Annotated in this window: 19 protein-coding genes, 4 tRNA genes and 5 pseudogenes; 20 read left to right on the forward strand and 8 right to left on the reverse strand. The window is 29.3% G+C overall.

The window, feature by feature from the left end:
* The first annotated feature begins 72 nt into the window (after nucleotides 1-72).
* The 6 genes and pseudogenes from DK405_RS04525 to DK405_RS04550 all read left to right on the forward strand — a co-directional run bounded on the left by DK405_RS04525 (nucleotide 73) and on the right by DK405_RS04550 (nucleotide 3,597).
* Entirely contained in the window at nucleotides 73-459 is a 387-nt protein-coding gene (locus tag DK405_RS04525; protein ID WP_045912116.1) for a phosphopantetheine-binding protein, read from the forward strand.
* Nucleotides 460-545: 86 nt separating this feature from the next.
* Nucleotides 546-1,817 (forward strand): beta-ketoacyl-ACP synthase II, encoded by a 1,272-nt coding sequence (gene fabF / locus DK405_RS04530; protein WP_045912117.1) that lies wholly within the window; start codon nucleotides 546-548, stop codon nucleotides 1,815-1,817.
* 457 nt (nucleotides 1,818-2,274) lie between these two features.
* Nucleotides 2,275-2,370, forward strand: a pseudogene (locus DK405_RS04535) (IS5/IS1182 family transposase); the annotation flags it as partial.
* 541 nt (nucleotides 2,371-2,911) lie between these two features.
* A complete protein-coding gene (gene rpmG / locus DK405_RS04540) occupies nucleotides 2,912-3,082 on the forward strand; it encodes a 50S ribosomal protein L33 (protein WP_012461396.1) in 171 nt (56 codons plus the stop codon).
* 8 nt (nucleotides 3,083-3,090) lie between these two features.
* The gene (gene rpsP / locus DK405_RS04545) at nucleotides 3,091-3,414 is read left to right on the forward strand and encodes a 30S ribosomal protein S16 (RefSeq protein ID WP_045912118.1); all 324 of its coding nucleotides are present in this window, start codon (nucleotides 3,091-3,093) and stop codon (nucleotides 3,412-3,414) included.
* Nucleotides 3,415-3,522: 108 nt separating this feature from the next.
* Nucleotides 3,523-3,597 (forward strand) — tRNA-Thr (locus DK405_RS04550).
* 2,059 nt (nucleotides 3,598-5,656) lie between these two features.
* Here DK405_RS04550 and DK405_RS04560 read toward each other — a convergent pair.
* Nucleotides 5,657-5,818, reverse strand: coding sequence for a transposase (locus tag DK405_RS04560; protein ID WP_231967631.1), 162 nt, complete (start codon nucleotides 5,816-5,818; stop codon nucleotides 5,657-5,659).
* Nucleotides 5,819-5,900: 82 nt separating this feature from the next.
* Here DK405_RS04560 and DK405_RS04565 point away from each other — a divergent pair.
* A pseudogene (locus DK405_RS04565) lies at nucleotides 5,901-6,672 on the forward strand (transposase family protein).
* 309 nt (nucleotides 6,673-6,981) lie between these two features.
* Here the strand turns inward: DK405_RS04565 and DK405_RS15705 are convergent.
* The 3 genes from DK405_RS15705 to rpmI all read right to left on the reverse strand — a co-directional run bounded on the left by DK405_RS15705 (nucleotide 6,982) and on the right by rpmI (nucleotide 8,771).
* A complete protein-coding gene (locus DK405_RS15705; protein ID WP_410522051.1) occupies nucleotides 6,982-7,065 on the reverse strand; it encodes a hypothetical protein in 84 nt (27 codons plus the stop codon).
* Nucleotides 7,066-8,179: 1,114 nt separating this feature from the next.
* A complete protein-coding gene (gene rplT / locus DK405_RS04570) occupies nucleotides 8,180-8,545 on the reverse strand; it encodes a 50S ribosomal protein L20 (RefSeq protein ID WP_045912119.1) in 366 nt (121 codons plus the stop codon).
* 19 nt (nucleotides 8,546-8,564) lie between these two features.
* Nucleotides 8,565-8,771, reverse strand: a complete 207-nt coding sequence (gene rpmI / locus DK405_RS04575; RefSeq protein ID WP_011944543.1) for a 50S ribosomal protein L35 — start codon at nucleotides 8,769-8,771, stop codon at nucleotides 8,565-8,567.
* Between the two features lie 443 nt (nucleotides 8,772-9,214).
* On the opposite strand from rpmI, the gene htpG reads away from it, so the two are divergent.
* From htpG to tig, 4 genes are all read left to right on the forward strand, one after another.
* Nucleotides 9,215-11,107 (forward strand): molecular chaperone HtpG, encoded by a 1,893-nt coding sequence (htpG, locus tag DK405_RS04580; protein WP_045912120.1) that lies wholly within the window; start codon nucleotides 9,215-9,217, stop codon nucleotides 11,105-11,107.
* Nucleotides 11,108-11,269: 162 nt separating this feature from the next.
* Entirely contained in the window at nucleotides 11,270-12,436 is a 1,167-nt protein-coding gene (gene dapE / locus DK405_RS04585; protein ID WP_045912121.1) for a succinyl-diaminopimelate desuccinylase, read from the forward strand.
* Nucleotides 12,437-12,453: 17 nt separating this feature from the next.
* A tRNA-Leu gene (locus tag DK405_RS04590) sits at nucleotides 12,454-12,538 on the forward strand.
* 49 nt (nucleotides 12,539-12,587) lie between these two features.
* Entirely contained in the window at nucleotides 12,588-14,078 is a 1,491-nt protein-coding gene (gene tig, locus DK405_RS04595; RefSeq protein ID WP_045912122.1) for a trigger factor, read from the forward strand.
* Between the two features lie 215 nt (nucleotides 14,079-14,293).
* Here the strand turns inward: tig and DK405_RS13945 are convergent.
* The 3 genes and pseudogenes from DK405_RS13945 to DK405_RS04610 all read right to left on the reverse strand — a co-directional run.
* Nucleotides 14,294-14,446, reverse strand: a pseudogene (locus DK405_RS13945) (transposase); the annotation flags it as partial.
* Nucleotides 14,447-14,580: 134 nt separating this feature from the next.
* Nucleotides 14,581-16,251 carry an ABC transporter ATP-binding protein gene (locus DK405_RS04605; RefSeq protein ID WP_045912123.1) on the reverse strand — a complete coding sequence of 557 codons (1,671 nt, stop codon included), beginning with the start codon at nucleotides 16,249-16,251 and terminating at the stop codon, nucleotides 14,581-14,583.
* 108 nt (nucleotides 16,252-16,359) lie between these two features.
* Nucleotides 16,360-17,109, reverse strand: a complete 750-nt coding sequence (locus tag DK405_RS04610; protein WP_045912124.1) for a winged helix-turn-helix domain-containing protein — start codon at nucleotides 17,107-17,109, stop codon at nucleotides 16,360-16,362.
* A 293-nt stretch (nucleotides 17,110-17,402) separates the two neighbouring features.
* Between DK405_RS04610 and rpsF the strand changes: the two genes are divergently transcribed.
* The 9 genes and pseudogenes from rpsF to DK405_RS04665 all read left to right on the forward strand — a co-directional run bounded on the left by rpsF (nucleotide 17,403) and on the right by DK405_RS04665 (nucleotide 24,859).
* Complete coding sequence (rpsF, locus tag DK405_RS04615) at nucleotides 17,403-17,759, forward strand: 30S ribosomal protein S6 (protein ID WP_045912125.1); 357 nt, start codon at nucleotides 17,403-17,405, stop codon at nucleotides 17,757-17,759.
* An 81-nt stretch (nucleotides 17,760-17,840) separates the two neighbouring features.
* The gene (gene rpsR, locus DK405_RS04620) at nucleotides 17,841-18,113 is read left to right on the forward strand and encodes a 30S ribosomal protein S18 (RefSeq protein ID WP_041621791.1); all 273 of its coding nucleotides are present in this window, start codon (nucleotides 17,841-17,843) and stop codon (nucleotides 18,111-18,113) included.
* A gap of 42 nt (nucleotides 18,114-18,155) precedes the next feature.
* Entirely contained in the window at nucleotides 18,156-18,683 is a 528-nt protein-coding gene (rplI, locus tag DK405_RS04625) for a 50S ribosomal protein L9 (protein ID WP_045912126.1), read from the forward strand.
* Between the two features lie 155 nt (nucleotides 18,684-18,838).
* Complete coding sequence (locus DK405_RS04630) at nucleotides 18,839-20,314, forward strand: Npt1/Npt2 family nucleotide transporter (protein WP_045912127.1); 1,476 nt, start codon at nucleotides 18,839-18,841, stop codon at nucleotides 20,312-20,314.
* 885 nt (nucleotides 20,315-21,199) lie between these two features.
* Nucleotides 21,200-21,295, forward strand: a pseudogene (locus tag DK405_RS04635) (IS5/IS1182 family transposase); the annotation flags it as partial.
* 596 nt (nucleotides 21,296-21,891) lie between these two features.
* Nucleotides 21,892-22,207: pseudogene (locus tag DK405_RS16100) on the forward strand (IS982 family transposase); the annotation flags it as partial.
* A gap of 178 nt (nucleotides 22,208-22,385) precedes the next feature.
* Nucleotides 22,386-22,457 (forward strand) — tRNA-Gly (locus DK405_RS04650).
* A gap of 102 nt (nucleotides 22,458-22,559) precedes the next feature.
* Nucleotides 22,560-22,635 (forward strand) — tRNA-Val (locus DK405_RS04655).
* Between the two features lie 880 nt (nucleotides 22,636-23,515).
* Nucleotides 23,516-24,859, forward strand: a complete 1,344-nt coding sequence (locus DK405_RS04665; protein WP_045912129.1) for a DUF2748 family protein — start codon at nucleotides 23,516-23,518, stop codon at nucleotides 24,857-24,859.
* Nucleotides 24,860-25,092: 233 nt separating this feature from the next.
* Here DK405_RS04665 and mnmA read toward each other — a convergent pair whose 3' ends face one another.
* Nucleotides 25,093-26,202, reverse strand: a complete 1,110-nt coding sequence (gene mnmA, locus DK405_RS04670; RefSeq protein ID WP_011945154.1) for a tRNA 2-thiouridine(34) synthase MnmA — start codon at nucleotides 26,200-26,202, stop codon at nucleotides 25,093-25,095.
* Between the last annotated feature and the right edge of the window lie 89 nt (nucleotides 26,203-26,291).

Consider the following 26,291-nt stretch of genomic DNA (forward strand, 5'->3'; position numbering starts at 1 on the left):
AATTTTACTAAAGTAAAATACTTTTAGTAATGCACAATTGTTTCTTTAATCAAATTTTTAGGTGTTATATTTATGGACAAAAACAAAAAAACTGATGAGTTATCGCATACATTATCACATGCTCATGATTCTTGTTCATTGAATAAAAATAATACAGCAACTTTAGAAAAAAAAGAAGATTCTTGCAATTCAGATCATGATGCTGAATTAAAATCTGAAATACAAAATGAAATTATTGATATCATAGCTGATATAGCTAAAATAAAGGATAAATCTATAATTTCCAGTGATACAGCTCTCTCAAGTTTAGGACTTGATAGCCTTGATCAGACTGAAATGATATTAGCTATTGAAGATAAGTTTAGGCATTCTATACCAGATGAGGTAGCTTCTAAATTAACAACCATAAGAGATATAGTAGAATATATACTCCCTTATAAAAAAGCTTTAACAAAATAAAATTTAATTTTAAAATTAAATTATTTTAAACATCTAAAGGCTTATAAACATTATTTAACCTAACAAAATTTTAACTTAAAATATCAATGGGTAACAGACGAGTAGTCATTACTGGAATAGGCATGGTAACTCCTTTAGGTGTCAATGCTAAAAGCTCATGGGAAAATCTTATAAAATGCAAAAGTGGCATTACACGAATTCATAGATTTGATACTTCTAATCTAAAATGTAAAATTGCTGGGCTAGTCTTACATGATAGTAAACTAAAAATTTATAGCATTAGAGGGCATGAATTACTAGTTGACTCAACAGATAAAAAAAAAGACATTTTCATTCAATATGGAATTATTGCTGCTCAAGAAGCTATAGAAGATAGTGGAATTGATCTTAATAATAATGAAAAAATAAAAGAAAGTACAGGAGTTATTATTGGAACTGGCCTTGGAGGAATTCAATCAACAGCCGATAATGTGATCAATCTTTATATTAATAATAAAATAAGCACTTATTTTATTCCATCAATCCTATCAAACTTGATATCAGGCCATATTTCTATAATGTATGGCTTTCGAGGACCAAATCAATCAGTTAACTCAGCATGCGCTACAGGAGCGCAAGCAATCAGCGATGCAGCACGTATGATAAAATGCAATGAAGCCAATATCATGATTGCAGGAGGCGCAGAAGCAGCTATCACAGATATTAGCATGGCTGGATTTAACGCAATTAAAGCTTTAAGCACAAAATATAACGACAATCCAAAAGCCGCTTGTAGACCCTGGGACAAAGATCGTAACGGTTTTGTAATGTCTGAAGGAGCAGGAGTAGTAGTTCTAGAGGAGCTAGAACATGCCAAAAAGCGCAGAGCAAAAATATATGCTGAATTGACTGGATATGGACTAAGCAGCGATGCATATCATATTACCTCACCACACCCAGAAGGAATAGGTAGCCAAATAGCAATGTTAAAAGCAATTAAAACTTCTAAAATTCATATTGGAGATATTAATTATATTAATGCTCATGCTACCTCTACAGAAAAGGGAGACTTAATAGAATTAAAGTCCATTAAAAACCTCATTCTAAAAGAAAATTCTAAAGTTGCTATCTCATCAACTAAATCTTCTACAGGTCACTTACTTGGTGCTAGCGGCAGCGTTGAAATAATATTTTCAGCTCTAGCATTACAAAATCAAGTTATACCAGCAACATTAAATCTTGATAATCCTATAGAAGAAGCTAAAGATATTAACTTAGTACCAAATATACCTCAAGAATGCAAAATAAATCATATACTGAGCAACTCGTTTGGCTTTGGCAGTACTAATGTTAGTATAGTACTAACAAAATTTGCCTAAAATTAACTCATAAAACTTACGCTATAATACTAACTGTTCAAAATGAGAAATATAATAAACCTTCTGAACTCTAGATTAAGATAATACAATATAAGAAAAAGAGATGATGGTAAAATTAAGTTTAGAGATAGATAAAATAACTGACAAGAGAAGCAACTATAGTCATTTACAATGAAGTTTGCGTATAAAAATCATGTTGGTAAATCTTATGGATGCTATTGTCGCTTTTTCTATGCTCAAACTTCATTATAAATGACTATATATGGACCAAAATTAATAGAAGAGATATGTCTAGTTACTCTAAACCACAGAATATGATAAGGAAAAAATATGAAAAGTAGTGAATAAAAGGTATACAAAGAGATAATGTTGAGTTATAAAGAAAATTTAAATAAAAATAAAATAACCCAACATGAAAAAATCAATATTAGACCTCTTTCGAAACTGGTTAAGGTAGTTCAAAATTATTGCTGATAAACATCAAAATAGACGTAAAAGATTCGGTCTTAGATTTAATTTGATCTCTGGCATTTATAATTTTGAACTACCTTAACCAGTTTCGAAAGAGGTCTAATGTGTCAATGTATTTTATTATCATTTGATATGAAAATAGATTATCAATGTTGTTATACCAACAGAAGCCTGCTGGTATATGCAATGAAGTGATTTTATATATGAAGCTATCAGGACAGCCAGGCTTGAAATTGAATCAGAATCGTGAGAGAGAGATTATACTACTAGTATAGCAAATTATTATAACTATTTTATAATAATTTGCTGTCGCTATGACCTAAACACACTTTTCAAAACGTATATAATATAACTATTTTATAGTAGCTTAACTATATAAGTCTACATCTCTTTCTTCTGTTTATATACTTCTCAGCTATGATTTTAAGACAGTACAACTTGAATTTTTAAGTTTCATAAAGATATATATTGATTTTAATATGGTATCTTTTATTCTATAGCACTAATTTAAGGCTTGACTCAAATCAAAGTTATGTATAAACTTTTTAGATATTATTATATGTCATGTATAATACTTTGAGCAAGTATACAGCTACAAAATATAAATTTAGGTATTTAATACAGTGTCTAGAAAAAAAAAAAAGGTTTTAGTTAAATTAGTTAGTAGTGCTGGAACAGGTGTTTTTTGGGTTAAGCAGCGTAATCCTAAAACTCAAACTGAAAAGCTATCATTTAGAAAATACGATCCAAAAGTTAGAAAGCATGTTCAATTTACAGAAGCAAAGATTAAATAAGGGAAGTTATGGCGGTTAAGATTCGCTTGGCTAGGTCAGGCGCAAAAAAATGTGCTTATTTTAAAATTGTTATAGCTAATAATTGCTCTCCAAGAGATGGGGCTTTTATTGAAAAAGTAGGGCACTATAATCCTATGTTACCTAAGGATAATCATGAAAGAATAGTATTAAAAACTGATAGAATAGAGCATTGGTTGTCTCATGGCGCTCAACCAACAGAAAAGGTAATAAATTTTATACAGCAGTTTAGTATTACATTGCCGTTAGCAATACAAAAAAAACACAACATAAAACTTAAAAATTATGTAGCCAAACCTTCTAAAAAAAAGTAAGTAGTAGTTAATGGGCTTATAAGCTATAAAGCTGAGTATACAATTAATAGCTTAAGTAGTCTGTAATTTGTATATGTATTGATTAATAATTAGATATCTATTTATTATGCCGAATTAGCTCAGTGGCAGAGCAACCGCCTTGTAAGCGGTAGGTCGTCAGTTCAAATCCGACATTCGGCACCATATCATGACGTTTATATCATGACCTTAATTTATGATATGGTATAATGTGCTTTAATTTGCACTAGTGTGGTGTTATGTATGATTATTTAACTGTGTTAAGATAAGTTAATATGTACGGCACAAAAGTGTATTAAGTTAACTGTAGAAAATAAGTAGTGTTAGAAGTAGCATAGTTCAGGAAAAGCAAATCAAAGTTTTTTATCCTATGGATATCTATTTACTTCGAAAAGGGTAGCAAACAGATATCTTCAATATACTTAGCTAAGTTAAACTATTATTTTGAATTGATTTATAAACTATACATAGTAATTTGTGTTTAATTTATATAGTAGCTTACTTTATGCATTGTTATTTACTATACAAATTTTTTAAAGAAATGATTATTGAAGTAATATACACACAATAATAGGGTATACATTTAAAAAATTAAGTAATTTCATTTAAATTAGTTTGTTTTATAGCTAGTTATGATTCATTCGTTCAACATAATCTCGCTGTCATTGCGACTTGAATATATTACTCTAAATCTTTGTATAAGCCTCGAATAAAAGTTGTGTTATTATTTAGAAAATATAATTTTAATGCCTTTAATGGTTAATTTTTTTAACTACTTCTTTAGAATAGGTTTATTCGTTGGAATATTATCTAGCAAACATTTACACGACTCATATTACCATAACGCACAATATACTTTTACTTTAGGTAATAAATATCGTATAATAATAAAAAGTCTAAAATGCTTACATGATAGCTTTTGGCTACGTTTATATCCTCTTGAATATTATTTTTAATATAGACCTCTTTACTGTATGCTGTGGCAATGCTTTAATGATCTTACAGCCTAAGCAATTTACATAACAGTATTAATCACTTACATCATTTCATTTCTGTTAATCAATATCTATATAGTCATTTACAATGAGGTTTGAGCATAGAAAAAGGCAATAATAGATTCATAAAATTTACCAAATTGAGTAATTTGATCTCTAATCCACATCTTCATATTAGAACAAAACTTTCCCATCTGATTTAAATCTAGAGAATAAGGTGGCGGAAGCGGAAAAATAACTTTACAACCAACAGATTTTTTTTAACTATTTTATCGCTTCTTTCTATGCTCAAACCTCATTATAGGCTACTATAAGCATCATACATCCAAAACTGAACAATTATTGTCAATACTTTATTTTTTATAATATTTATATATCATCTTAACTTGCTGTAAAAACTTGCCAATATAACCTGTAACTATATTTGTTCCTAACATCTTTGCATTAGTCATTAACTTTGTTTAACTTTTTCCACTATACTTTTAACATTTCGTATTGTTTATTCTTCTTAGACTTTCTTAGATAAACAGTAAAACATAAAAATCAAACTGTTCATGCCCTATTTCTTGTCTTTGCTTCTTATTTGAATACTTTATCACTTTGGTCTTTTCTTTGTTAAATTGAAGCTTGTTTTTTCCAGTCTGTTTACAAGGCTGATTTAATTTTCTTTTTGTAAGTCAGAAAGAGGTAGAAACTTCAGCCAGAGCTGCTAGCATAGAAGAACTGCAAATGTCTACACTCATATAACTACCATTATCTAACTATTGATTTAAAACCTAAGCTTCGATGAACAAAAAATTCTGCTTCGCGCACTTTCACTCACATTTTAACTAGCGTCTTGCCTGTTACTTATAACTGTTGAATTCTTTTGTATTTTTTAATTACCAAACGTGTTAGAAAATGCTCCATCTTGCGCAAGAATGAATACATAGCTGATCCAGTTTTTGTAGTCTGATGTTGCGTGACTATAATGAGCTAAAATATCATCTTCGAAAAGCTCAAATCTTAGTTCTGAAAAGTACCTTCTCATTCATTTATCAAATGGCATGATGCATAAAAATATTTGTCAACAAAGGACTAGCTACTCCAATCTGAGGAGTACAATACTTTCTCTCAATCAGTGCCATAGTTAAACTAGCATAAAACAGTTATGTTATATACTTTTCAAAAAGCGTATCTAAGTCACAGTGATATTTTATTCTGCTTGATTTGGCTTGAAAACATTTTTTCTAAATAGGATTTAAATCAGGAGAATAAGTCAGTACATACTCTAATATATGCCCATCTTTTTTTATCATAGTTTTTAAATGATGGCCTTTATGAAAACTTGCATTATCCATCATGACTACAGAATTATTAGGTAACTTCTGAATTAAATCCTGTTCTATCAAACAGTTAAAAATAACAGTAAACTTCTTTCAAAAGTATACAATGATGTAGAATGGTGTTATAAATATCTGATTTGAAGTAATAATGAAATTCGAACAGATTAAAGAGTTAGAGGATGAAAAATTTCGTAGATTAACAGGAGTAAGGAAGGGAACATTCTCAAAGATGATGGATATTTTGAGGCAAGCTGATGATCTTAAGAAATCAAAAGGTGTGGTTAAAAATAAGCTCAATTTGGATGAACAGTTGCTGATAGTCTTAGAATACCTTAGAAAATACCGTACTTATTTCCATATAGAGTTAGAACTATGGGATTAGTGAAAGTTCAGCATATAAAGCTGTAAAATGGGTAGAAGACACCCTAGTTAAACACCAAAACTTTGCTCTTCCAGGCCGTAAAGCTATAATGAAGAGTGATATGAATTATGAAGTAGTCTTAGTTGATGCTACTGAGAGTCCTATAGAAAGCCTAAAAAAAACAAAAATTCTATTATTCATGAAAGAAGAAAAGGCATACACTAAAAACTCAAATACTGGTAGACAAGAAAACACACCAAGTAATTTGTACAGATTTTTCTAACGGTAAAAAACATGGCTTTAGATTATTTAAGGAATCCAAAATTCTTATCCATCATAAGGTTAAAGCGATTACTGATACATGATATCAAGGTATACAAAAAATTCACAATAATTCTGAATTACCAAAGAAAAAAAGCAAAAAAATCCTTTAACTAAAAACGTTATTGGTATTCTAAAACGCTTCAAAATTATTGCTGATAAATATCGAAATAGACGTAAAAGATTAGGCCTTAGATTTAATTTGATCTCTGGCATTTATAATTTTGAACTACATTAACCAGTTTCGAAAGAGGTCTAGTATTAACATTGCAGTCAAAATTGATACAGTTAGCAGAGATTTATCTACTAATCTCATATAACATTAGTTCCTCTTTGATGAATGCAAATTATAAACACAAACATCTTATGTATCTTGTGCAATACGTGAGTTCTAGTGTGATACTATGAACAAAACTGCTCTCACCAGTAAAGATAATAACTTTTCCTTTGTCTGTATACCTTTTTATCTTATTCTGAAATTTTAATCCCTCTTCTTTTTTGCTTTTTGATGTTTTAAAGCTTTTTTTATATGTAATATTTAATCTCTTTAATGCTTTTTTTGTATATTCGCATTGCTTATTCCTAGCAGTCTAGCTCTTCCATATTGAGATGCATCACTATATTGCGACACATCTTCTTTTAGTTTATCAATAGAGATTTTTGTTGAAGATCTGTTTCTGTTTTTTAATTACGATATGTTTTTACTCCACACAAATACTATATTCTTTCCTATCTCAAAACGTTTTGATATCTTTTCAAAACTGGTTTTCTCTCTTGCTTTTATGTCTGGCACTTTTTTTCGAAAACCTATAGAATACATCATACTAATTACTTTTTCATTAGAATTATAAGACCTGAGAAGGAAAATATATATCAAAGCTAAAGCTGAAAAAGTAATTGAAATGCTTCAGCTAGAAAAGGTAGAATAGAATTATATAATGATTACTAAATTCGATATTATAGATCTTTGAAAGAATAACTTACGATATGCTATAGGCAATGATATGAAGTTATCAGGAAAGCACAATACAGGAAATCCTTACATTACGTTTAATGTAGTAGGTGATGGAAACTGTGATAACCAAACTACCGAGCCTTAACTTGCATACACCTTAGTAGATGTAAGATTTGGCAACATCTTGTCTATTACACTACTATCAAGCAATATTGCAGCTCAAATCTACTATTAATGACAAAGTTAAAGCTTCATTTTAATATTAAGCATTCTCATTACATATCTGTTATAAATTTTCAAACTAATATCATTGCTACATTTTATACTTATGTTTTTAAGCTTAACAAAATGTTTGTTTCTTTTTCTTTGAATAACTTTTACATGTTTCTTTCTTCTATCTTTTGCTTTTTTGTTATATCTGACTTTGGTATATGAAGTTAAGAATTACCGCAATAGTATGATATAAAAAATGAAATAAATGAAAATAGATAAAAACAACTAAAATACTCTAATACACAAGAAGAACTGTAACGATTTTTTACATAATAGATAACTTTACAAATATTTTGAACAAAGATGTATAAAGAACATGCTTAAAGTCTATACATAATTGTATAAAATTAATTCTTAATTCTTTCTGTATCTTAGCAGAGTTATTATATAGAACTCTTAGGCTAATATGAAATTTGGAAAATTTATACACTTAAACCTCAATATAGCAAAGCCTGATAGTTCAAAGTTACTACAAGCATGCATGTTTATACTATATTACGACCAAGGTGCATATTAATCATGCAGTTTTAGCTAGTGATTTCTTAGTAAGCTCTACTAAATGTAAAAAAGAATCAGCATTATGAACTGCTAAATCGGCCATGACTTTACGATCTACAGTAATATTTGCTCGTTTGAGCCCATTAATAAACTGTGAATAAGTCATATCATATTGTCTTACAGCAGCATTAATTCTTTGAATCCATAACGCTCTAAACTGGCGCTTACGATTACGTCTGTCGCGGTAGCTATACTGAAGTGCTTTTTCTACTTTTTGAATAGCAATTCTAAAACAATTTTTAGCTCTACCACGATAACCTTTAGCTAATTTTAAGATTTTTTTATGACGATTTTTATTAACTTTACCTGATCTTGCGCGTGACATTTAAAAATCCCTTATAAATTTATTGAACACCATAAGGCATAAGATACTTAATAATATTTTTAGCATCTTGTCCTATAAGAGTTGTTGTACTTCTTAAATTTCTCAATTGCTTCTTAGTTCTACGGCGCATAAAATGCCGCTTTCCTGCTTGGGTTACTTTCAGCTTACCACTTGAGGATAGGCTAAAGCGCTTTTTAACTGCTGATTTAGTTTTAAGCTTAGGCATGATAATATTATCCTATAAGATATTTTATTATAAATTATATACTTTTTTTTGAAACTACAGTACTCCTAGAGTATTAAATTTGTAGTGTCAATAACTTAACTTCAGGGCGCTTAGTTTATCATATGTGAGAATAATTCACAAGTATTTTTATAGTTTATTAACCAATAATTTACTTAAATATGCTATTTAAAAAATAATATCTATACATATATACTATGATATACCATGTTTTGTAGATTTAGCAATTAAGCTCTTAATTGAGTTTTGAGTAACAAATTACAAGGTAATTAATTAATGTAAGCATATGTAGTTATTAATTAAGTTATAATACTTAATTTTTATAATCTGAAGATATAGCAGCTGTATTGCTACTATATCTTGAACTGTCTAAATTTTGTATACAAAATGTAATATTGTTTAATTCACTAAAAAATAGTTAGAAAATGTCAGTAGAAACTTATAAATTTGATGCAGAAGTAGGCAAAGTACTTCATTTGGTAATTCACACATTATATACCAATAAGAAGATTTTTTTACGAGAATTAATTTCAAATGCCTCTGATGCTTGTGATAAGCTACGTTATCTTAGTCAAAGTAATGCTGAACTGCTGCAAGGAGAAAGTGATTTTAAAATTACTGTCTCAATGGATAAGGAAAAACGTTATATAATTTTACAAGATAACGGTATTGGAATGAATAAAGAAGACCTAACACAGAATTTAGGAACGATAGCTAGTTCTGGCACTCAAAAATTTTTGGAGCAGTTAGGCAATGATGCTAAAAAGGATAACATGTTGATAGGGCAATTTGGAGTGGGGTTCTATTCATCATATATGGTAGCAGATGAGGTCAAAGTAATATCTAAGAAGGCTGGTGAAGCACAAGCTTATCAGTGGTCTTCTAAAGGTGAGGGGGAGTATTATATTGAAGATTGTGAAGCTGATTTTATTAGAGGTACAAAAATTACTTTACATATTAAACCAGAATATGATAACTACTTAGATCATTTTCAAATTAAAGATATTATTAAAACTTACTCTGATCATATCTCAGTTCCAATATATTATGTTGGAGTGGATGGTAAGGAGCAACAAGTTAACTCATCATCAGCATTATGGACTAGAGCTAAAAGCGACATAACTGATGAACAATATGAGGAATTTTATCGTAACATTGCATATGCTATAGATAAGCCGTGGATTACTATTCATAACAAATCTGAAGGAGTAATAGAATTTACAAACTTATTATTTATTCCTTCATCCAAAACTTTTGATTTATTTCATCCTGATAGAAAAAGCCGAGTAAAACTTTATATAAAGAAGGTATTTATTACTGATGAGAATGTCGCTTTAATTCCAAAATATATGAGATTTTTAAGAGGGGTAGTAGATTCAGAAGATTTACCGTTAAATATCAGCCGTGAAACCTTACAACATAGTCCTTTGATTGACAAAATTCAGGCATCTATAACCAAAAAAGTTATTACAGAACTAGAAAAGCAAAAAACTAAAGATCAAGGCGAATATGAAACGTTTTGGAATAATTTTGGAGCAGTTCTAAAAGAAGGATTATGTGAAGGTACAGCAGATGTTGATAAATTATTAAAAATCTGTTTGTTTAGAAGTGCATTACAAGATAAGTTTATTTCACTTGATGAATATATTGCTAATTTAAAATCAGAGAAAAAAAACATTTATTATATTACTGGAGATGATTTAGAAGCTCTTAAATCTAGTCCGCAAATTGAAGGTTTATTAAGTAGAAATATTGATGTTTTACTACTTACCGACGATGTTGATAAGTTCTGGGTTATGGTGACTAGAAAGTATAATGACTATGTATTGAAGTCAGTAACTTCAGCTAATATTGAAATTGACAATTGTGATACTAAAACAGCTGAATCAAGTGATACCAATAACGATGCTAAAGATGATACTTCATCTTCTGATGACCAAAATTGTGAGCAATTAATCAAATATTTTAAAGAAGTATTAGGAGATAAAGTTAAATCAGTAGAAGTATCTAAAAAACTCACTCGCAGTCCAGTATGTTTAACAGTACCAGAAGGAAGTATGGATATTAGGACTGAAAGGTTTTTAATAGAGCAAAAGCAATTAAGTAGCCATTCTAGCAAAATTTTGGAAATTAATCCTAATCACACAATTATTAAAAAGATTAATGAAAATATTAAGCTTAATCAAAATTTAGATGTAAATAAACAGCTTGTAATGACTTTATTGGATCAATCTTACTTGATAGAGGGACAACCGATTCCTGATCTACAGGATTATTGTAATCGTATAAATTTCTTTATTGAAAAATCAGTAAATTAAGTCTTAAAGCGTTCATCTTTCAATTCTTTATAACATTTTGTTATAAGTTTTTGCTTGATGAAGCGCTTATACTAATATAATGTCGCTGAAAAGCAGTTGCCACCTAAGTTTCTAGAGGCTTTTTAACTATAGCTATAAAATTGAATATTAAAAATTAACTGAGTGATAAGTAAAAAATTAATTATTGAGCTATTAAAACAGTTAATAAGCTTTAAGTCTGTTACACCAAATGATAATGGTGCAATAGACTTTATTACTAATTTACTTGTAAAACAAGGGTTTAAGGTTTATGTCAAGGAATTTGGTCAAGAATATAAAGTTAAAAATCTTTATGGATATTTTGGTAACGGGCAGCCAAATATATGTTTTGCTGGTCACATTGATGTAGTACCTGCTGGATTTATTGAACAATGGAAATATCCTCCTTTTTGCGCTACTCAGTATAAAGATAAAATTTATGGTAGAGGTGTTGTAGATATGAAAGGGGCAATATCTGCAATGCTATCTGCAGTATTCTGTTTTATTGATAATAATAATGATTTTAATGGAACAATTAGTTTTTTAATTACAGCTGATGAGGAAGGTGAAGCATTATTTGGTACCAAGAAAATGTTGGAGTGGATTAACAAGCAAGGGCATAAAATAGATTTTACTATTTTAGGCGAACCGACATGTACAAATAAAATTGGTGATACTATAAAGATTGGCAGACGCGGTAGTATAAATTTTGATTTAAAAGTCTTTGGCAAGCAAGGTCATGTAGCCTATCCACATTTGGCTATTAATCCAAATCATTTAATTGTAAAAATTTTGAATAGGTTGATTGCTTATAAGATAGATGAAGGCAATGAATTTTTCGCACCATCTAATTTAGAAGTTGTTTCAATAGATACAAACAATAATATTACAAATATTATACCTGAAATAGCTAAATCAAAGTTTAATATCAGGTTTAATGATATTCATACTAATGAGTGGTTGTTAGAGATCGTTAAAAAAACTGTTGAACAATTTACTACAAACTATGACTTACAATCAAGTTGCAGGTCAAGACCATTTTTAGCAAAAATGTCTCCTTATATTTTCAGTTTTAAAGAATTAGTACATAAAGTAACAAAAATAAAGCCAGAATTTTCAACTTCAGGAGGTACATCTGATGCTTATTTTTTTAAAGATTATTCTCCTATTGTAGAATTTGGATTATTAAATACTATGGCTCACAAAATTAATGAGTATTGTTTAATTAATGATTTACAAACTTTATGTAGAGTGTATTATAATGCTTTATGCTTGTTTCTAATGAGCAATAGCAATTTTAGAACAAATTAAAGTATAATTAATTTAAAGCGGGTGTGGCGAAATTGGTAGACGTACCAGATTTAGGTTCTGGCGCCGAAAGGCATGGGGGTTCAATTCCCTCCACCCGTACCAGCAAGCTTAAAAGAATGTAATTTACAAAATACGAAAGATTTAATTATTTATGTCTCAAATCATCGAGTTGCAGAGTGAAGGCCTTGAAAAGCATTTTCAAATTTCTATTCCTGCAAGTGTAATAAAAGATAAGACTGATCAAAAGGTTATATCTTTAACTGCAAGGGCAAATGTGCCTGGATTTAGAAAGTTTAAGTCAGGATCTCACATTACTTCAAAGGCAATGCAAGTAAAGCAGTTGCAGATTCGAAGACAGTATGAAGCATCAATAAAAAATGATGTTCAAAATGATGTTATTGTTGCTGCGGTAGAAAGTTTAATCAAATCTAATAATTTTTCACTAATTGGTGATCCTAGTATCAAGATTAATGATAATTCTAGTATTGAAGTTAATTCAGAACAAAATTCAAATTCAGAAGAAAAAGATATCACGGTAGATGTAAAATTTACTGTATATCCTGAAATTACAATTCCTGATTTTAGTCAAATTACACTTAAGAAACATATAATACAGTGCACAGAAGAATCTGTAAATGAGTTTATTAATGGGTTACACCATGAAGTATATGAATATAAGGATTGCTCAGAGCAAGAGAAAGCTATTAAGGGAAGTAAGTTAGTTATAGATATTGCTATTACTGGTGATGGAATAGAAGATCATAATAAAGAAGATATAGAATTTATATTAGGAAGTGGAAAGTTAATTAGTAAAGATATAGAGGAAAGATTTACTGACAGTATAGTAGGATCTCAGCTGGACATAAGTACAACTTTGCCAGATAATTATCCTGATAGTAAAGCTGCCGGTAAGTTGGCCAATTTAAGAGTTACAGTAAAAAAGATTCAACAACCTGTACTTATTACTGAGCAACAAATATTAGATAAATATAAGGTTACAAGTATAGATGAGCTAAAAGTCAAAGTAAAAGAACTTCAGAATAAGGAATTTATGGGGCTTAGTCAAATATTACTAAGAGCCAGGCTTTTAAATCAGTTGGATAAGATGCTAGATTATGATCTGCCTAAGCCACTATTAAAATCAGAATATAATGTGGTTAGGCAGAATGTTTTGGCTGCATTGAAGGATAATAATAATAATGGTATTAAGGTTGCTTTAGATAAAAGTTCTGATCATGATATTGAACAATATTGTCAATTTGTAGCTACTAGAAGAGTAAGAATAGGTTTGTTTGTATTACATTATGCTGATAAGAAAAATATTACTGTTACTGACGAAGAAAAAAATATGCTTTTACTGCAATATTTAAATAAAGGTAAAGAAGAAGCAAATGCAATTATGCATGCATATAATAATAACCTTAGATGGCTATCGAATAGCATAGCTATGGAAGCTAAGGAAATCAAGGTAATTAATCATATTCTTGAAAATGAAGTTCAAATTATAGAAGAACCTTGTACATCTGATGAAATAGAAGGTTTCGCAGATGAAATAAGTAAAGATATGGGGTTAAGTTTTACTGATGATGCTATAAGCGAAAATATTAATAATGATGTTAAGAGAGATGTTATAGTTGATTAATACCATCCAAGTAATATAAGCTAGATTGTGTTATAGAAATTACAGTTTGATATAAATAAAAGAACAAAATATAGTAAGAATAAGAGATGAAGATATAGTGTTTGTGCACATTACGAAGCGTATATGAGCTTGCTGTTGAAAAAAACAGCATTGGAAATGGTGTTAAGGCAGACATAGCACAAACATATAATAAGCTTTTTACATAGGTTGTTTACATTGCCAGTTCTAGAGATTCTACTAGCCCAATGTATAAAAGTACAAGATTGACTATGCTTAAGATTAAGACCTACAAAAGCTACAACTTGTTTAGCAAAATTGAATTTCTCAATATTAAAAAAAGCAAGAACTATAGCTTCTGTTTTTAATCCGAACAAAATTTCTATTGCTTTTTCAAGTTTGAATCATCTTTCCATTTCTTTACTCTAGCTCTGATCTCTTAATTTTATATCTAACTCGTGTTTGTGATATTTCTTTCTGTTACTTCTTCTACAGAATAATTGACTTAAACAATTGATCCATTTTTAAGAGTAATAATTTTATCGAAATTGATAGTATGAATCCTATAAGTTATTATTATGTTAATTTTATCCTTACGATATTTTTTTATCGATTCGTAAATAGCTGATTCTGTATTTTGATCTAATGCAGTTGTAGCTTCATCTAAAATAAGTATTGGTGAATTTTTTAACAATGCTCTAGCAATAGATATTCTCTGCTTTTGCCCTCCTGACAATTCACTGCCTTGAGGCCCAATAGTAGTATTATACCCATGTGGCATATTCATAATAAACTCATGGGCTAAAGATTTTTTAGCGGCATCAATGACCTGCTCTATGGTAGCATTAGTACAACTATAAGCAATATTTTCAACAATAGAGGCATTAAATAGCATAGTTTCTTGAGTAACTAAAGTTATTTTTTCTCTTAACAATTGAATAGGAATGTCATTTAATTCTTGATTGTTTAATTTTATACTACCAGTAGATGAATCATAGAATCTCATCATCAAATTAGCAATAGAAGTTTTACCACTGCCAGATTTACCAACTAATGCAACAGTTTCTCCGTCTAATAGAGAAAAGTTAATATTGTGTAAGATTGATCTGTCATTTAATGATAGAGAAACATTTACAAAGTCTATTTTATTTGAAGTTTTTGAATTAACAACTACATCATCATTTTTATTTATAATTTTAGGTTTTGTATCTAGTATTTTGAATATTCTCTTTGCTGCTGATAGCCCTTCTTGGAAATTAGCATTAAGAGACAATAAGCTTACTAAAGGGCGATAAGCTGCAGCAAAGGCAGATATAAAACCTATTAATTCCCCTGGAGTAATTTGACCTCTAATACCTAATGATCCACCATACCAAATAATGCATCCTATAGCAATCCCATTTAACAGCTCCATTGCTGGAGAAATTAAGGCAGAAATTTTGGCAATTTTAATAAAAGATTTTGATATTTCTTGAATTTTTTCCTTTGCCATTAGAATTTCATAATCTTCTGCTAAATAAGATTTTACTACTTTAATACCTCGAAATGTTTCATCTAATTTTGAAATGTAATTACTAAAAATTTCTTGATTAGAATAGGTATATTCATGTATTAAATAACCTAATTTTTGCGTAATATAAATAGCAGTAAGAAATACTGTTACTGCTATTAAAGACAAAAATGGGTCTAAAAAAATAAACATGTATCCAGTTAGAAAAACAACTGAAAAAAAATAGCGAGCTGTACTAATGCAGCTAGAAATAGAATTGCACATAAGCATTATATCATTGGTAAAACTTGATACTATTTTGCCTGATGAGAATTTTTGTAAAAATTCTAAATCTGCGAAAATTAAGTGCTTATACATTTGAATATGAAAATCTCGTAGAATATTTTGTCCTATAGATTTAGTAAGATAGCTTTGATAATATTGAGCAAGGCCTTTTATAACAAAGACAACAATCATTAATAATACAATAATTAATATTGAATTTCTTTTGGCGACAAATATTTCATCAACAATTAATTGAGACAATTTAATAATTAATACTGATGCTATTGCTGCTGTAATCATAGATACAGATGCTATACATATCAACTTATTGTATATGCTGATATGATTGCATAATAACCTTTTGATTGTTATAGCATTGGTATATAAGTTACGCTTTTTCAACGCCTGATTCCTATTATGTTACATTACAATAAATACACTTATGAATAACTTATGTTATTATATACAAAATAAAATATAAAGTATGTATTTATATATACTACAGTATTGTCAAGCGTAATCTGATTCTCCAGGTAATTTTAAACAATACCCTGAAGCTCGCACAGTTTTAATTAAAGCTGGTTCAGATTTATTGTTTTTGATAACATTCCTTAATCTATTAACATGTACATCAACTGTTCTAAGATCAATTTTATGTCCATGACCCCATACATAATCTATAATTTTCTCACGTGAAAGTATAACTTTAGGTGACTCTAATAAGAGCTGCAATATTTTAAATTCAGTTGGACCTAAACGAATTGGTTTATTACCACGATATACTTTATAATTGGACAGATCCATTGTTAAGTCTTTATATCTAAGCAGCCTGTTTTTTAATATTGGTCTAGACCTGCGTAACAAAGACTTTACTGCTAATATAATTTCAGAATCAGTATAAGGATATTGTACAATTTCTATCAAACCATTATCAAATTTTTGATAATTTTCTACATTATCGTTTTGATTAAGAATAATAATTATAGGTATTTCTATTCGATGAGATTTTTGTGCGGTACTTCTAAGCTTTTGAATAAATGTATCAATTTGAACAACCTCTTTGATAGAGGTACTAACAATAATTACATTTGGAGCAAATATAAGCACTGCGTTGATGCTGCTTGTTTCGATATCATTAATATTGCTTAATCTAATAACATTAAATAGTGACCTTTCTATGATATTACAAATAGCAATTCGTTGTATCTCATCTAGCTCGATTACCAAAATTTGCGGTGGTAACTTTTCAGAAGCAGACATAAGTATTATACCAAATTATTAAACAATTATTGCAATAAGGTCATTATAATACAACCCTTGATTAAAAAATCAAGTACTTTTAAAGTACTTTTAAAGATACTTAATTATAACTGAGTTTATAATTATTTAAAATTTTTAAATAATTATAAATAAATAATAAATATTGCTTTGCTAACTTTATTTTATTATCAATTTTCAATTGCTAAACATTGCTCTTGAATTGCTAATATAACTTGATATATTTAATTGTAGTTTAATAAAGACATCTTTTTGGATTTTAATAAAAAAAAATTATGCGTTTATATGAGTTGGTTTTAATTGTACGGCCAGAATTATCTAGTACAGAAATTGATAAATTAACTGATGAGTTGACTAGTATTATTAGTAACTATGAAGGAAAGTTAGTAAAACATGAGTATTGGGGTATGCGGTCTTTAGCATACAAAATTAATCGCAACCAGAGAGCTCATTATATTATGCTTGCTATTTCAGCTAATAACAATATTTTGCAAAAGTTAAAAAATAAAATAAAGAATAACTTAGAAATTATACGGTCTCGCTTTATTAAAGTGAAAGAAATTAGCCAAGCTACTTCTCCGATTTTAAAAAATCAAAGTCTTGAACAGACTGCAATAGATGTAACTAGCTAAGCTATAAAAAATATTAACAGAAATACAGCATATTTATAGAAAGTTATGACAGAAAATATCGATACTGCAAACATAGATTCCATGAAACATAAAACTCTAAAGCGTACAGCTAACAGAGCTAATAAGGAAGTGTTTTTTAGAAGAAGAAAAGGTTGCCCATTATCAGCCCCAGATGGTACAGCTCCGATTATAACTTATAAAGATCCTGATCTTTTATCAAAATTTATTTCAGAATGTGGCAGGGTTTTACCAGCCCGTGTAACTAATGTATGCAGGTCTAAACAAAGAGAATTAACCAAAGCAATTAAAATTGCTAGAGAGCTTGCTCTTTTACCTTTTGTATATCATCAGTAAATTTAGTAAAATATATTCTTGAATGTTAAATAAAGCAGGTATATGAAATTAATTTTAATAAAGCCAGTTAAAAAGCTTGGTAAAATAATGGATATAGTTGATGTGGCTAATGGATTTGGTCGTAACTATTTACTGCCTCGTAATTACGCCATTAGAGCAACTAATGCTAATCTAGAAATAGTTAAATCAACTGTACAGCAACTTAATGAAAAAAATCAAAAAGGTATTGATGCAGCACAAGCAGTAATGCAAAAAATTGATAGAAGCTTCATCACGTTTATTTGCCAGACAAGCGATGATGGAAAATTATTTGGATCAATTACTGCTAAAGAGATTATTAAGAAATTACAAATAAGCTCTGATATCAAAGCGTATATTGATATTAAGCCGATTAAAACTGCAGGAATCCATGAAGTTGAAGTTTCACTCCATGCTGAGGTACATTGCAAAATTTTTATTAATGTTGCTCGTTCAAATACAGAGGCTCAAGAATATTTAAAAAAATTTAATGCAGCTCTACAGGATACAAACAATAATGTAGTTGTAGAAAAAAATAGTAATATATCATAAATTTAAATTCTTTAATTTAATTCTGTAGTTTGATTCCCAGAAAAAAAAGGGTTACTATTATATTTAACACTAAGTAACAATGGTTGTTGTTGTTCTATTTTGTTAATTGTTATATCTTCATTGCAAATAAAGTTAAATTTAAATTGATACTAGGAATGAATACAAATCAAAAATTTAATAAGCTTCGCCAAATTTTTTGGCCTATTGAATATCATGAAAACAAGAAATTTTTGCCTATGGCACTAATGATGTTTTTTATATTATTTAACTACTCAGCATTACGCTCTATTAAAGATAGTTTAGTAATAACAAGTATTGGTCCTGAAGTAATTAGTTTTTTAAAGACATACATAGTATTGCCATCAGCTATTATTGCGATGTTAATATATACAAAATTATGCAATGTAATGAGTGTGACAAAAGTATTCTATACTATCACATCTTTTTTTCTTGGCTATTTAATTTTATTTGTTATAGTACTCTATCCTAATACGCAGTTAGTACATCCAGCACCTGAAACTATTGTAAGACTTAGTACAAATTATCCAAATTTTCAATGGTTTATTAAAATTATAGGGCAATGGAGTTATGCGAGTTTTTATACTATAGCTGAATTATGGGGAAGCGTTATGCTTACATTACTCTTTTGGCAATTTGCAAATCAAATCACTAAAACAGAAGAAGCGAAAAGGTTTTATTCAATGTTTGGATTATTAGGAAATTTTTCACTTCTCTTAACTGGGTATATGCTAGAGCATTTTTTAAGTGAAAATAGCATAATTAAGGCTGAACTTAAATATACTCCAGTAATAACTACATGTATTATAGCTGGAGTATTTATTATATTAACTTATGCATATATCAACAACTATGTTTTATCTGATCCTAAGCTATATAACCCATCAATACAAAAAACAACTAAGAAGAAGGCTAAGTTATCAATGCTAGAAAGTATCAAGTTGATTTTTTCATCAAAATATCTTGGTTTGATAGTTATATTAGTGCTTTCATATGGTATATCAATTAACTTAGTAGAAGGTGTATGGAAAGCTAAAGCTAGAGAGCTGTATCCAACGCCAGAGGCATATGGAATGTTTATGGGAAATTTTCAAAAATGGCAAGGAACCGTAGCAATATTATTTATGATAGTTGGTAGCAATATTTTAAGACAAGTATCATGGTATACTGCAGCAATATTTACTCCTTTAATGATTTTAATTACAGGATTAGCATTTTTTGGATTTATCTTCTTAGGAGACTCAATTTCATTATATGTTACTGGAATTGCTCCACTATCTATTGCAGTTGCTATTGGGACAATGCAAAACGTACTAAGTAAAGCTACAAAATACTCTTTGTTTGATTCTACTAAAGAAATGGCATATATTCCTCTTGATCATGAATTAAAAACTAAAGGAAAGGCAGCTGTAGATATTATCGGTGGAAGGCTTGGAAAATCTGGCGGAGGAGTTATACAATCAACCTTTTTTATGTTATTGCCAAGTTTTAGTTTTGTTGAAGCTTCTCCTTATTTTGGTGCTATATTCTTTCTAGTAGTAATACTATGGATTTATTCTGTTGCAATGTTAAATCGTAAGTATACTGAAGCAATAGCTATATCTAGTAACTAATATCCACAAGATCAATCAAGATAGGTATCTTGATTGATCTTAAAAATCAAAGAATCAATAAACCAATAGATAGAATCATATTTCAAATACAAGCGATAAAGACTTGCAAGTAGAAACCAGTATATTTGCAACTCTAGTAAAGGTAGCAAAAAAATAACTTTATAACCAACAGATTATATTAATTTTTATCGCTTCTTTCTATGCTTAAACCTCATTGTAAATGACTATAACATCCAACTTTTCCAATTAATTCATAATCTTGTTTACATATTTATGGTAAATCATTACCAGTCTTAAGTTAGTATCATTTCTGATTAGCATATAAATGCTTATACACCAAGTTATTAATTCTTGTAGTCTGTCATTTAGCTTTCTAAGCATTATCTGACCTACACTATCAGTTGCATAATAATAGGCTTACCATGTTTCACTCATCAGAGATACGTTAAGTTGGTTATCTTCTTTATATCAAGGAGTTGGCATTTTTAAAGAAGGCTTGTGTATCCCTTCTTACAGCTGAGTTTTTCAGGTTTATCCATATAAACGCCAGATTAGGATAAGTGGAAATATGAAAGTTAATGAATAAAAGGTATACAAAGAGAGAGAATGTTGAGTTATAATTATATGATATATTAAATATAGTTTTAATTAATAGCTATTTATTGCTTGCATGTTTGCAAATGCAAATTTAGAATAAGAAACAGTATTAATTGAAATTATATTTAAATATATTGCATAATTATAATTGTACATTCTCTCTTTGTATACCTTTTATTCATTAACTTTCATATTTCCACTTATCCTAATCTGGCGTTATAACAGAATTTATCTGAAGTATCTGCTTCTACATGTACAATAGACCTCTTTCAAAACTGGTTAAGGTAGTTCAAAATTATTGCTGATAAATATCGAAATAGACGTAAAAGATTCGGTCTTAGATTTAATTTGATCTCTGGCATTTATAATTTTGAACTACCTTAACCAGTTTCGAAAGAGGTCTAATATAGAAAAGCAGTATATGACTTGATGTAGGACTTAAGAAGAGTTATAAAAGATGCAAGTATTAAACTTAACAAAGCAAAATAATATAAGAATATAAAATAATAAAAAAAAAACAAAAAATTATCAAATAAGTTTTATGAAACTAAACCTTTAATTCTTATGGATAAATCTCTTGATCTTTATGATCATTCTTTTAGAACGTGTGAATATGGCTTATATCAAAGAATGCTAGGTGAAAGAATGGAGGAAAAAGAATATAATTTTATTTACGGTACAAATGCTTTGCAAGAGTTAAGTATAGGAGTATATATTTGCTCCAAAATTAGCAATAGAGTTTTCTTACAGTAGAGGTATAGAGTTATAGAGTTATAGAGCACCATAGTTGGAAACTCAATTTCTTCATATAATATTTAAAAGAAGAACTATATATCAAGAATGATTTAGATAAAAAAGATGCTTGGTTCGATTTTTAATTCTTTAGCTAGGAATGATCATTAGTATAAGGTAGCAAAAAAATAACTTTATAACCAGTTGAGTTATAAAGAAAAATTTAAATAAAAATAAAATAACTCAACATGAAAAAATGTATTATAACAGTATACTATTTAATAGATAATTTATGCAAGATATATCAAGAAAGTTGAAAAAAGAGATTAATACCAAGTAATAATCAAAGAAACAAAGATAGAAAGTTATCCTTAGCTGAGTTATTAACAATTAGTGATATATTTTTATTTGTTACAATGCAAGGATTTTAAAAATTATTATCTATATTATATGCGTCATAAGTATAAAGGATACTACTATAGTAGAATAATACAACTGTGCCCTAGAATGTTGCTACAATTAGTCGTATTAATGCATTATCTGAAAAGAGACGAGACAAGTATAATATAATTGTTTATAGTATCTTAATATATTCTTACATAATTATATCATATTATAACCGAAAAATAGTATTATCGTGTAACAGCAAGTATTCATTATTCTAAATTTATGTATAAAATTATTTTTATTACTTGCACTTTCTACTACTTATCTGTATTCTTATGGCATTATGCATTAGAATGCGGATGTAGCTCAGTGGTAGAGCGTTACTTTGCCAAGGTAAAAGTCGTGGGTTCAATTCCCATCATCCGCTCCGTGCTAACTAGATTTCTGTATTAAACCATACAATTAGCAGTATTGAGGTTTTGTGAAGGTTTTTATTGCTAAAGCTATCACAAAAGTCACTTTAGTACATGGGCGATTAGTTCAGTTGGTAGAGCATCTCGTTTACACCGAGAAAGTCGGCAGTTCAAGTCTGTCATCGCCCACCATAATACTATCATTAGTTGTATCTTAGCATTCATAATATTGTACTTTGTATTAAATGTAATACTTGATTTTGTGTGAGCTATGAAAAATAAATGAGCTGGCTGTTGAAAGAACAAAATTAGAAATGTACAGTCATTATTTCCCTCTTACATTCTTACTTGTATGCCAACCATTTGCTCAATTCACATTATTGAGTTTCATTACTACTATGGCTAACTCAGCCATCCTTACACCATCTCCAAAGCCTTATGTTTCACCACTTGTACTTTGAATACTTACTTAATTACGTAAGACTTATAAGGACTTCTCAAGTTGTGTCATTAATCTTTACAAACTCGCTGACGCCTGCGACCCCGGTGGTTGAAAATTTTTGAATTTTCACTAGTTTGACCTCCAATCTTCTTTTGCCTACTATGGGCTAGAACATATCGGCTTCCACTACACCTCACTTTCAGGGCTATAACGTTCACCATTTGGTTTCAGCTCGAATATTTCGCTGTCTACGCTTTACTACTGTCGTTACCTTCAGCAGCACAAGACTCGCTATATGGTGGATCTAGCTTCTCCTTCCATAACTGGTCTTTAACCAGTAAGATTAATTCACCTTATCTTGACTCACATAGCATATGAGTAATCAACATATCACATGATCTACACAATTATTGTCATTTCTTCCATTTCCAACTCTTCATGTTAAGTGAGTATAATGTGTATTTTTTGAAATATTAACTACTGGTAAAATAACAATCAAATATTTAACTATAAGATCAATTTCATAGATATTGCTAGAATTTATATCATATATGCTTAGTTATATGAAATTTTGTTGTTATATTTATAGTAATGTTATCTACATATCTATGCTATCTTTAAAGCAATATTATGTCAAATTTATATCATATACTTCATAAACTACCAGCTATAGAACATGAAGACATGATGGTTGAATATGAAAATTTAGCTCAATCTTTAGCACAATCAGGAAAGCTACGAGTTGATGCTGAACCAAAAATCAATTTTGTTCGTTTATCTGAACCTAGCTTGAATGTTAATATTGCTATTTCAAATGAGGAGCTTAATGATCCTAAGCTTCAGCATCATACTAAAGCAATGCTAGTTAATATTTATAAGAAAATAATAGAAAAAGATAAAGTCATTCATAAAGTTAATCAGATAGTTAGTGTTTTACAGAAAAAAATGGCTATGCAGCTTGCAGTAGAACAGGATCTACTACTTAAATTAGCAAGGTTATTTGTACAATCAGCCCATCCAATAGTAATTCATTGGCTGCTATTAGAACGAGTAGAAGTATTTATATCCTATTCAAACCAGATAGGAGATGTTATGGATATTGCTACCTGGAAATATGCTGGTCAAAATAGTGGTATGCAAAGTATCAATGGAAATAATATAGCAATATATGTTTCATGTGGTGGTAATCCATTCTTTTTTACTCAACGCTATCAAGAGCAATCTATTTATGGCGATGGTTGGCCAGCGATAGCAAGACTGCAAATCATTGCAGCACAAGAATTGGGGCATTATGCTGATATTTACCGCGATATTAATGCTAATATTGTTGGCCGACATTCAGTTAATTCATCTTTTACAAAGGCTAAACCTAATGTTTTACATGCAAGGCGTAGCGATTTATCTAGATGCTATAAAATTCTACAAAACCTTGAGTGTTTAGGACTTAATCACTTAATTGCTTATGAAAAATCAGTAAAGTTTTATCGTAAAAATAAAGTTAAAGGAATTAAACTATTATGGGCTAGACTGTTAAGTTTTTTCTATAAGCAAAAGCTTTATTTCATGATTAAACAAGAAGATTTTATATTTGTTAAAGTATATAAAAATGAACAATATCCTGGGTTAATGTTAAAAGCAATGATTCTTGATATGATCTCAAACTTAGAACCAAAAGCTGAAGTCTATAAAAGAGATGATCCTGATGCTGAGGAAGCTATTGCTTGCGTTGAAGCTTTAGCTAGAGTGCCGCAGCAAGTAATAAAATGGGGACATATAACTACAATGTCAATAATGCAAGATCTGTATTATATTTACTATAAGCAGGTAATTCCATCATTAATTGATAGATATCAGTATATTACAGGAAAAACTTATATGCGAAATCTGAATTATGTTAGCCAAACTCTCAAATATAGAATAAAGAAATTATGGCTATTTTTTAAAAAAACTTCTTTACCTTCTCGTGAAGTTTAAAAAGTCTGCATTTTTAATGCTACAATAACCTAAATTCGATATAAGGTAAGAGTTAGAGTATAAAGAAAAATATCGTAAGAATAAGCTCAGTATAGAGTATCAGATGCTAGTGATAACTAGAGTTCTTAGAAAAGATACACTTATTCCTGTTTCCTTTTCAAACTTGAATTATCTTTTCATTTCTTTTTAACTCTTTGATATATCCATTATATCAAACTCAAAGCTAGTTAATATTAACTTTGAGTTTGTTCTTTAGCAATCCATCCACCTCCTAACACTAAATCACCTTTATATATTACACAAGCTTGCCCTGGTGCAATAGCCTTCTCAGGTTCGTTTAAAATAACTTTTACCATTGAATTACTATAAGGATATAGTTTGGCTCGTACAGCTGAGTGAGTAGATCGCACCTTTACTTCTACATCTAGTGGTTCTACCAGCATATTTCCTGGACCTAGCCAGTTCAAACTATGAATCATAAAAGTTGTTTTAAACAGCTTAGACTCTGGTCCAACATATACAATATTTTGCTGAGCATCAATGTTAATAACATATAGTGGATCAGAAAAACTTATTCCTATTCTACGCCTTTGACCTATAGTAAAATTTATAATGCCTTGATGCTCACCAAGAATGTACCCATCAATATGTACAATTTTACCAGGCTTTTTAGCATTAGGCTTTAGTTTTGCAACAACATTATGATATGCTCCATCAGCTACAAAGCAAATATCCTGACTATCAGGCTTATCTGCAATATGTAGACCATACCTGTTAGCATGATACCTAGTTTCATCTTTTGTCATATTTCCTAAAGGGAAATGTAGGTATTGCAATTGAGATTTAGTAGTGGCAAACAAAAAATAACTCTGATCTTTTTTACTATCAACAGCTTTGTGTAGTTCTATTCCATTAGCAGTATCAATGCGCCTAACATAATGCCCAGTTACTAATGCATCAGCCTGAAGATCTTTTGCAAAGTTTAATAGATCATGAAATTTTACTGATTGATTGCATTGAACGCAAGGTAATGGAGTTTCACCATTAATATATGATTCGATAAAATTATCAATTACTGATTCTTTGAATTTATCTTTATAATTAAGCACATAGTGTGGAATTTGTAGCTGGTTAGCTACAAATTTAGCATCATAAATGTCTTGACCAGCACAACATGCTCCTTTTCTGTTTATAGCTGTATCATGATTATATAATTGCATAGTAATACCAATAACGTTATATCCATCTTCTTTTAAAATAGCAGCAACAGTAGAACTATCTACTCCTCCAGACATTGCTACTACTATTGTGGCTTGTTCTTTTGCAACTTTTAGATTCAACATAATTTGATAGCTAACTATATATTTATATTCTAATTATAACTCAATTAATACTTACTTAATATTTTATGTCTTTAATTATTAGTAAATCA

Origin of the sequence: Orientia tsutsugamushi (assembly GCF_900327275.1) — a bacterium.
Classification (GTDB): Bacteria; Pseudomonadota; Alphaproteobacteria; order Rickettsiales; family Rickettsiaceae; genus Orientia; species Orientia tsutsugamushi.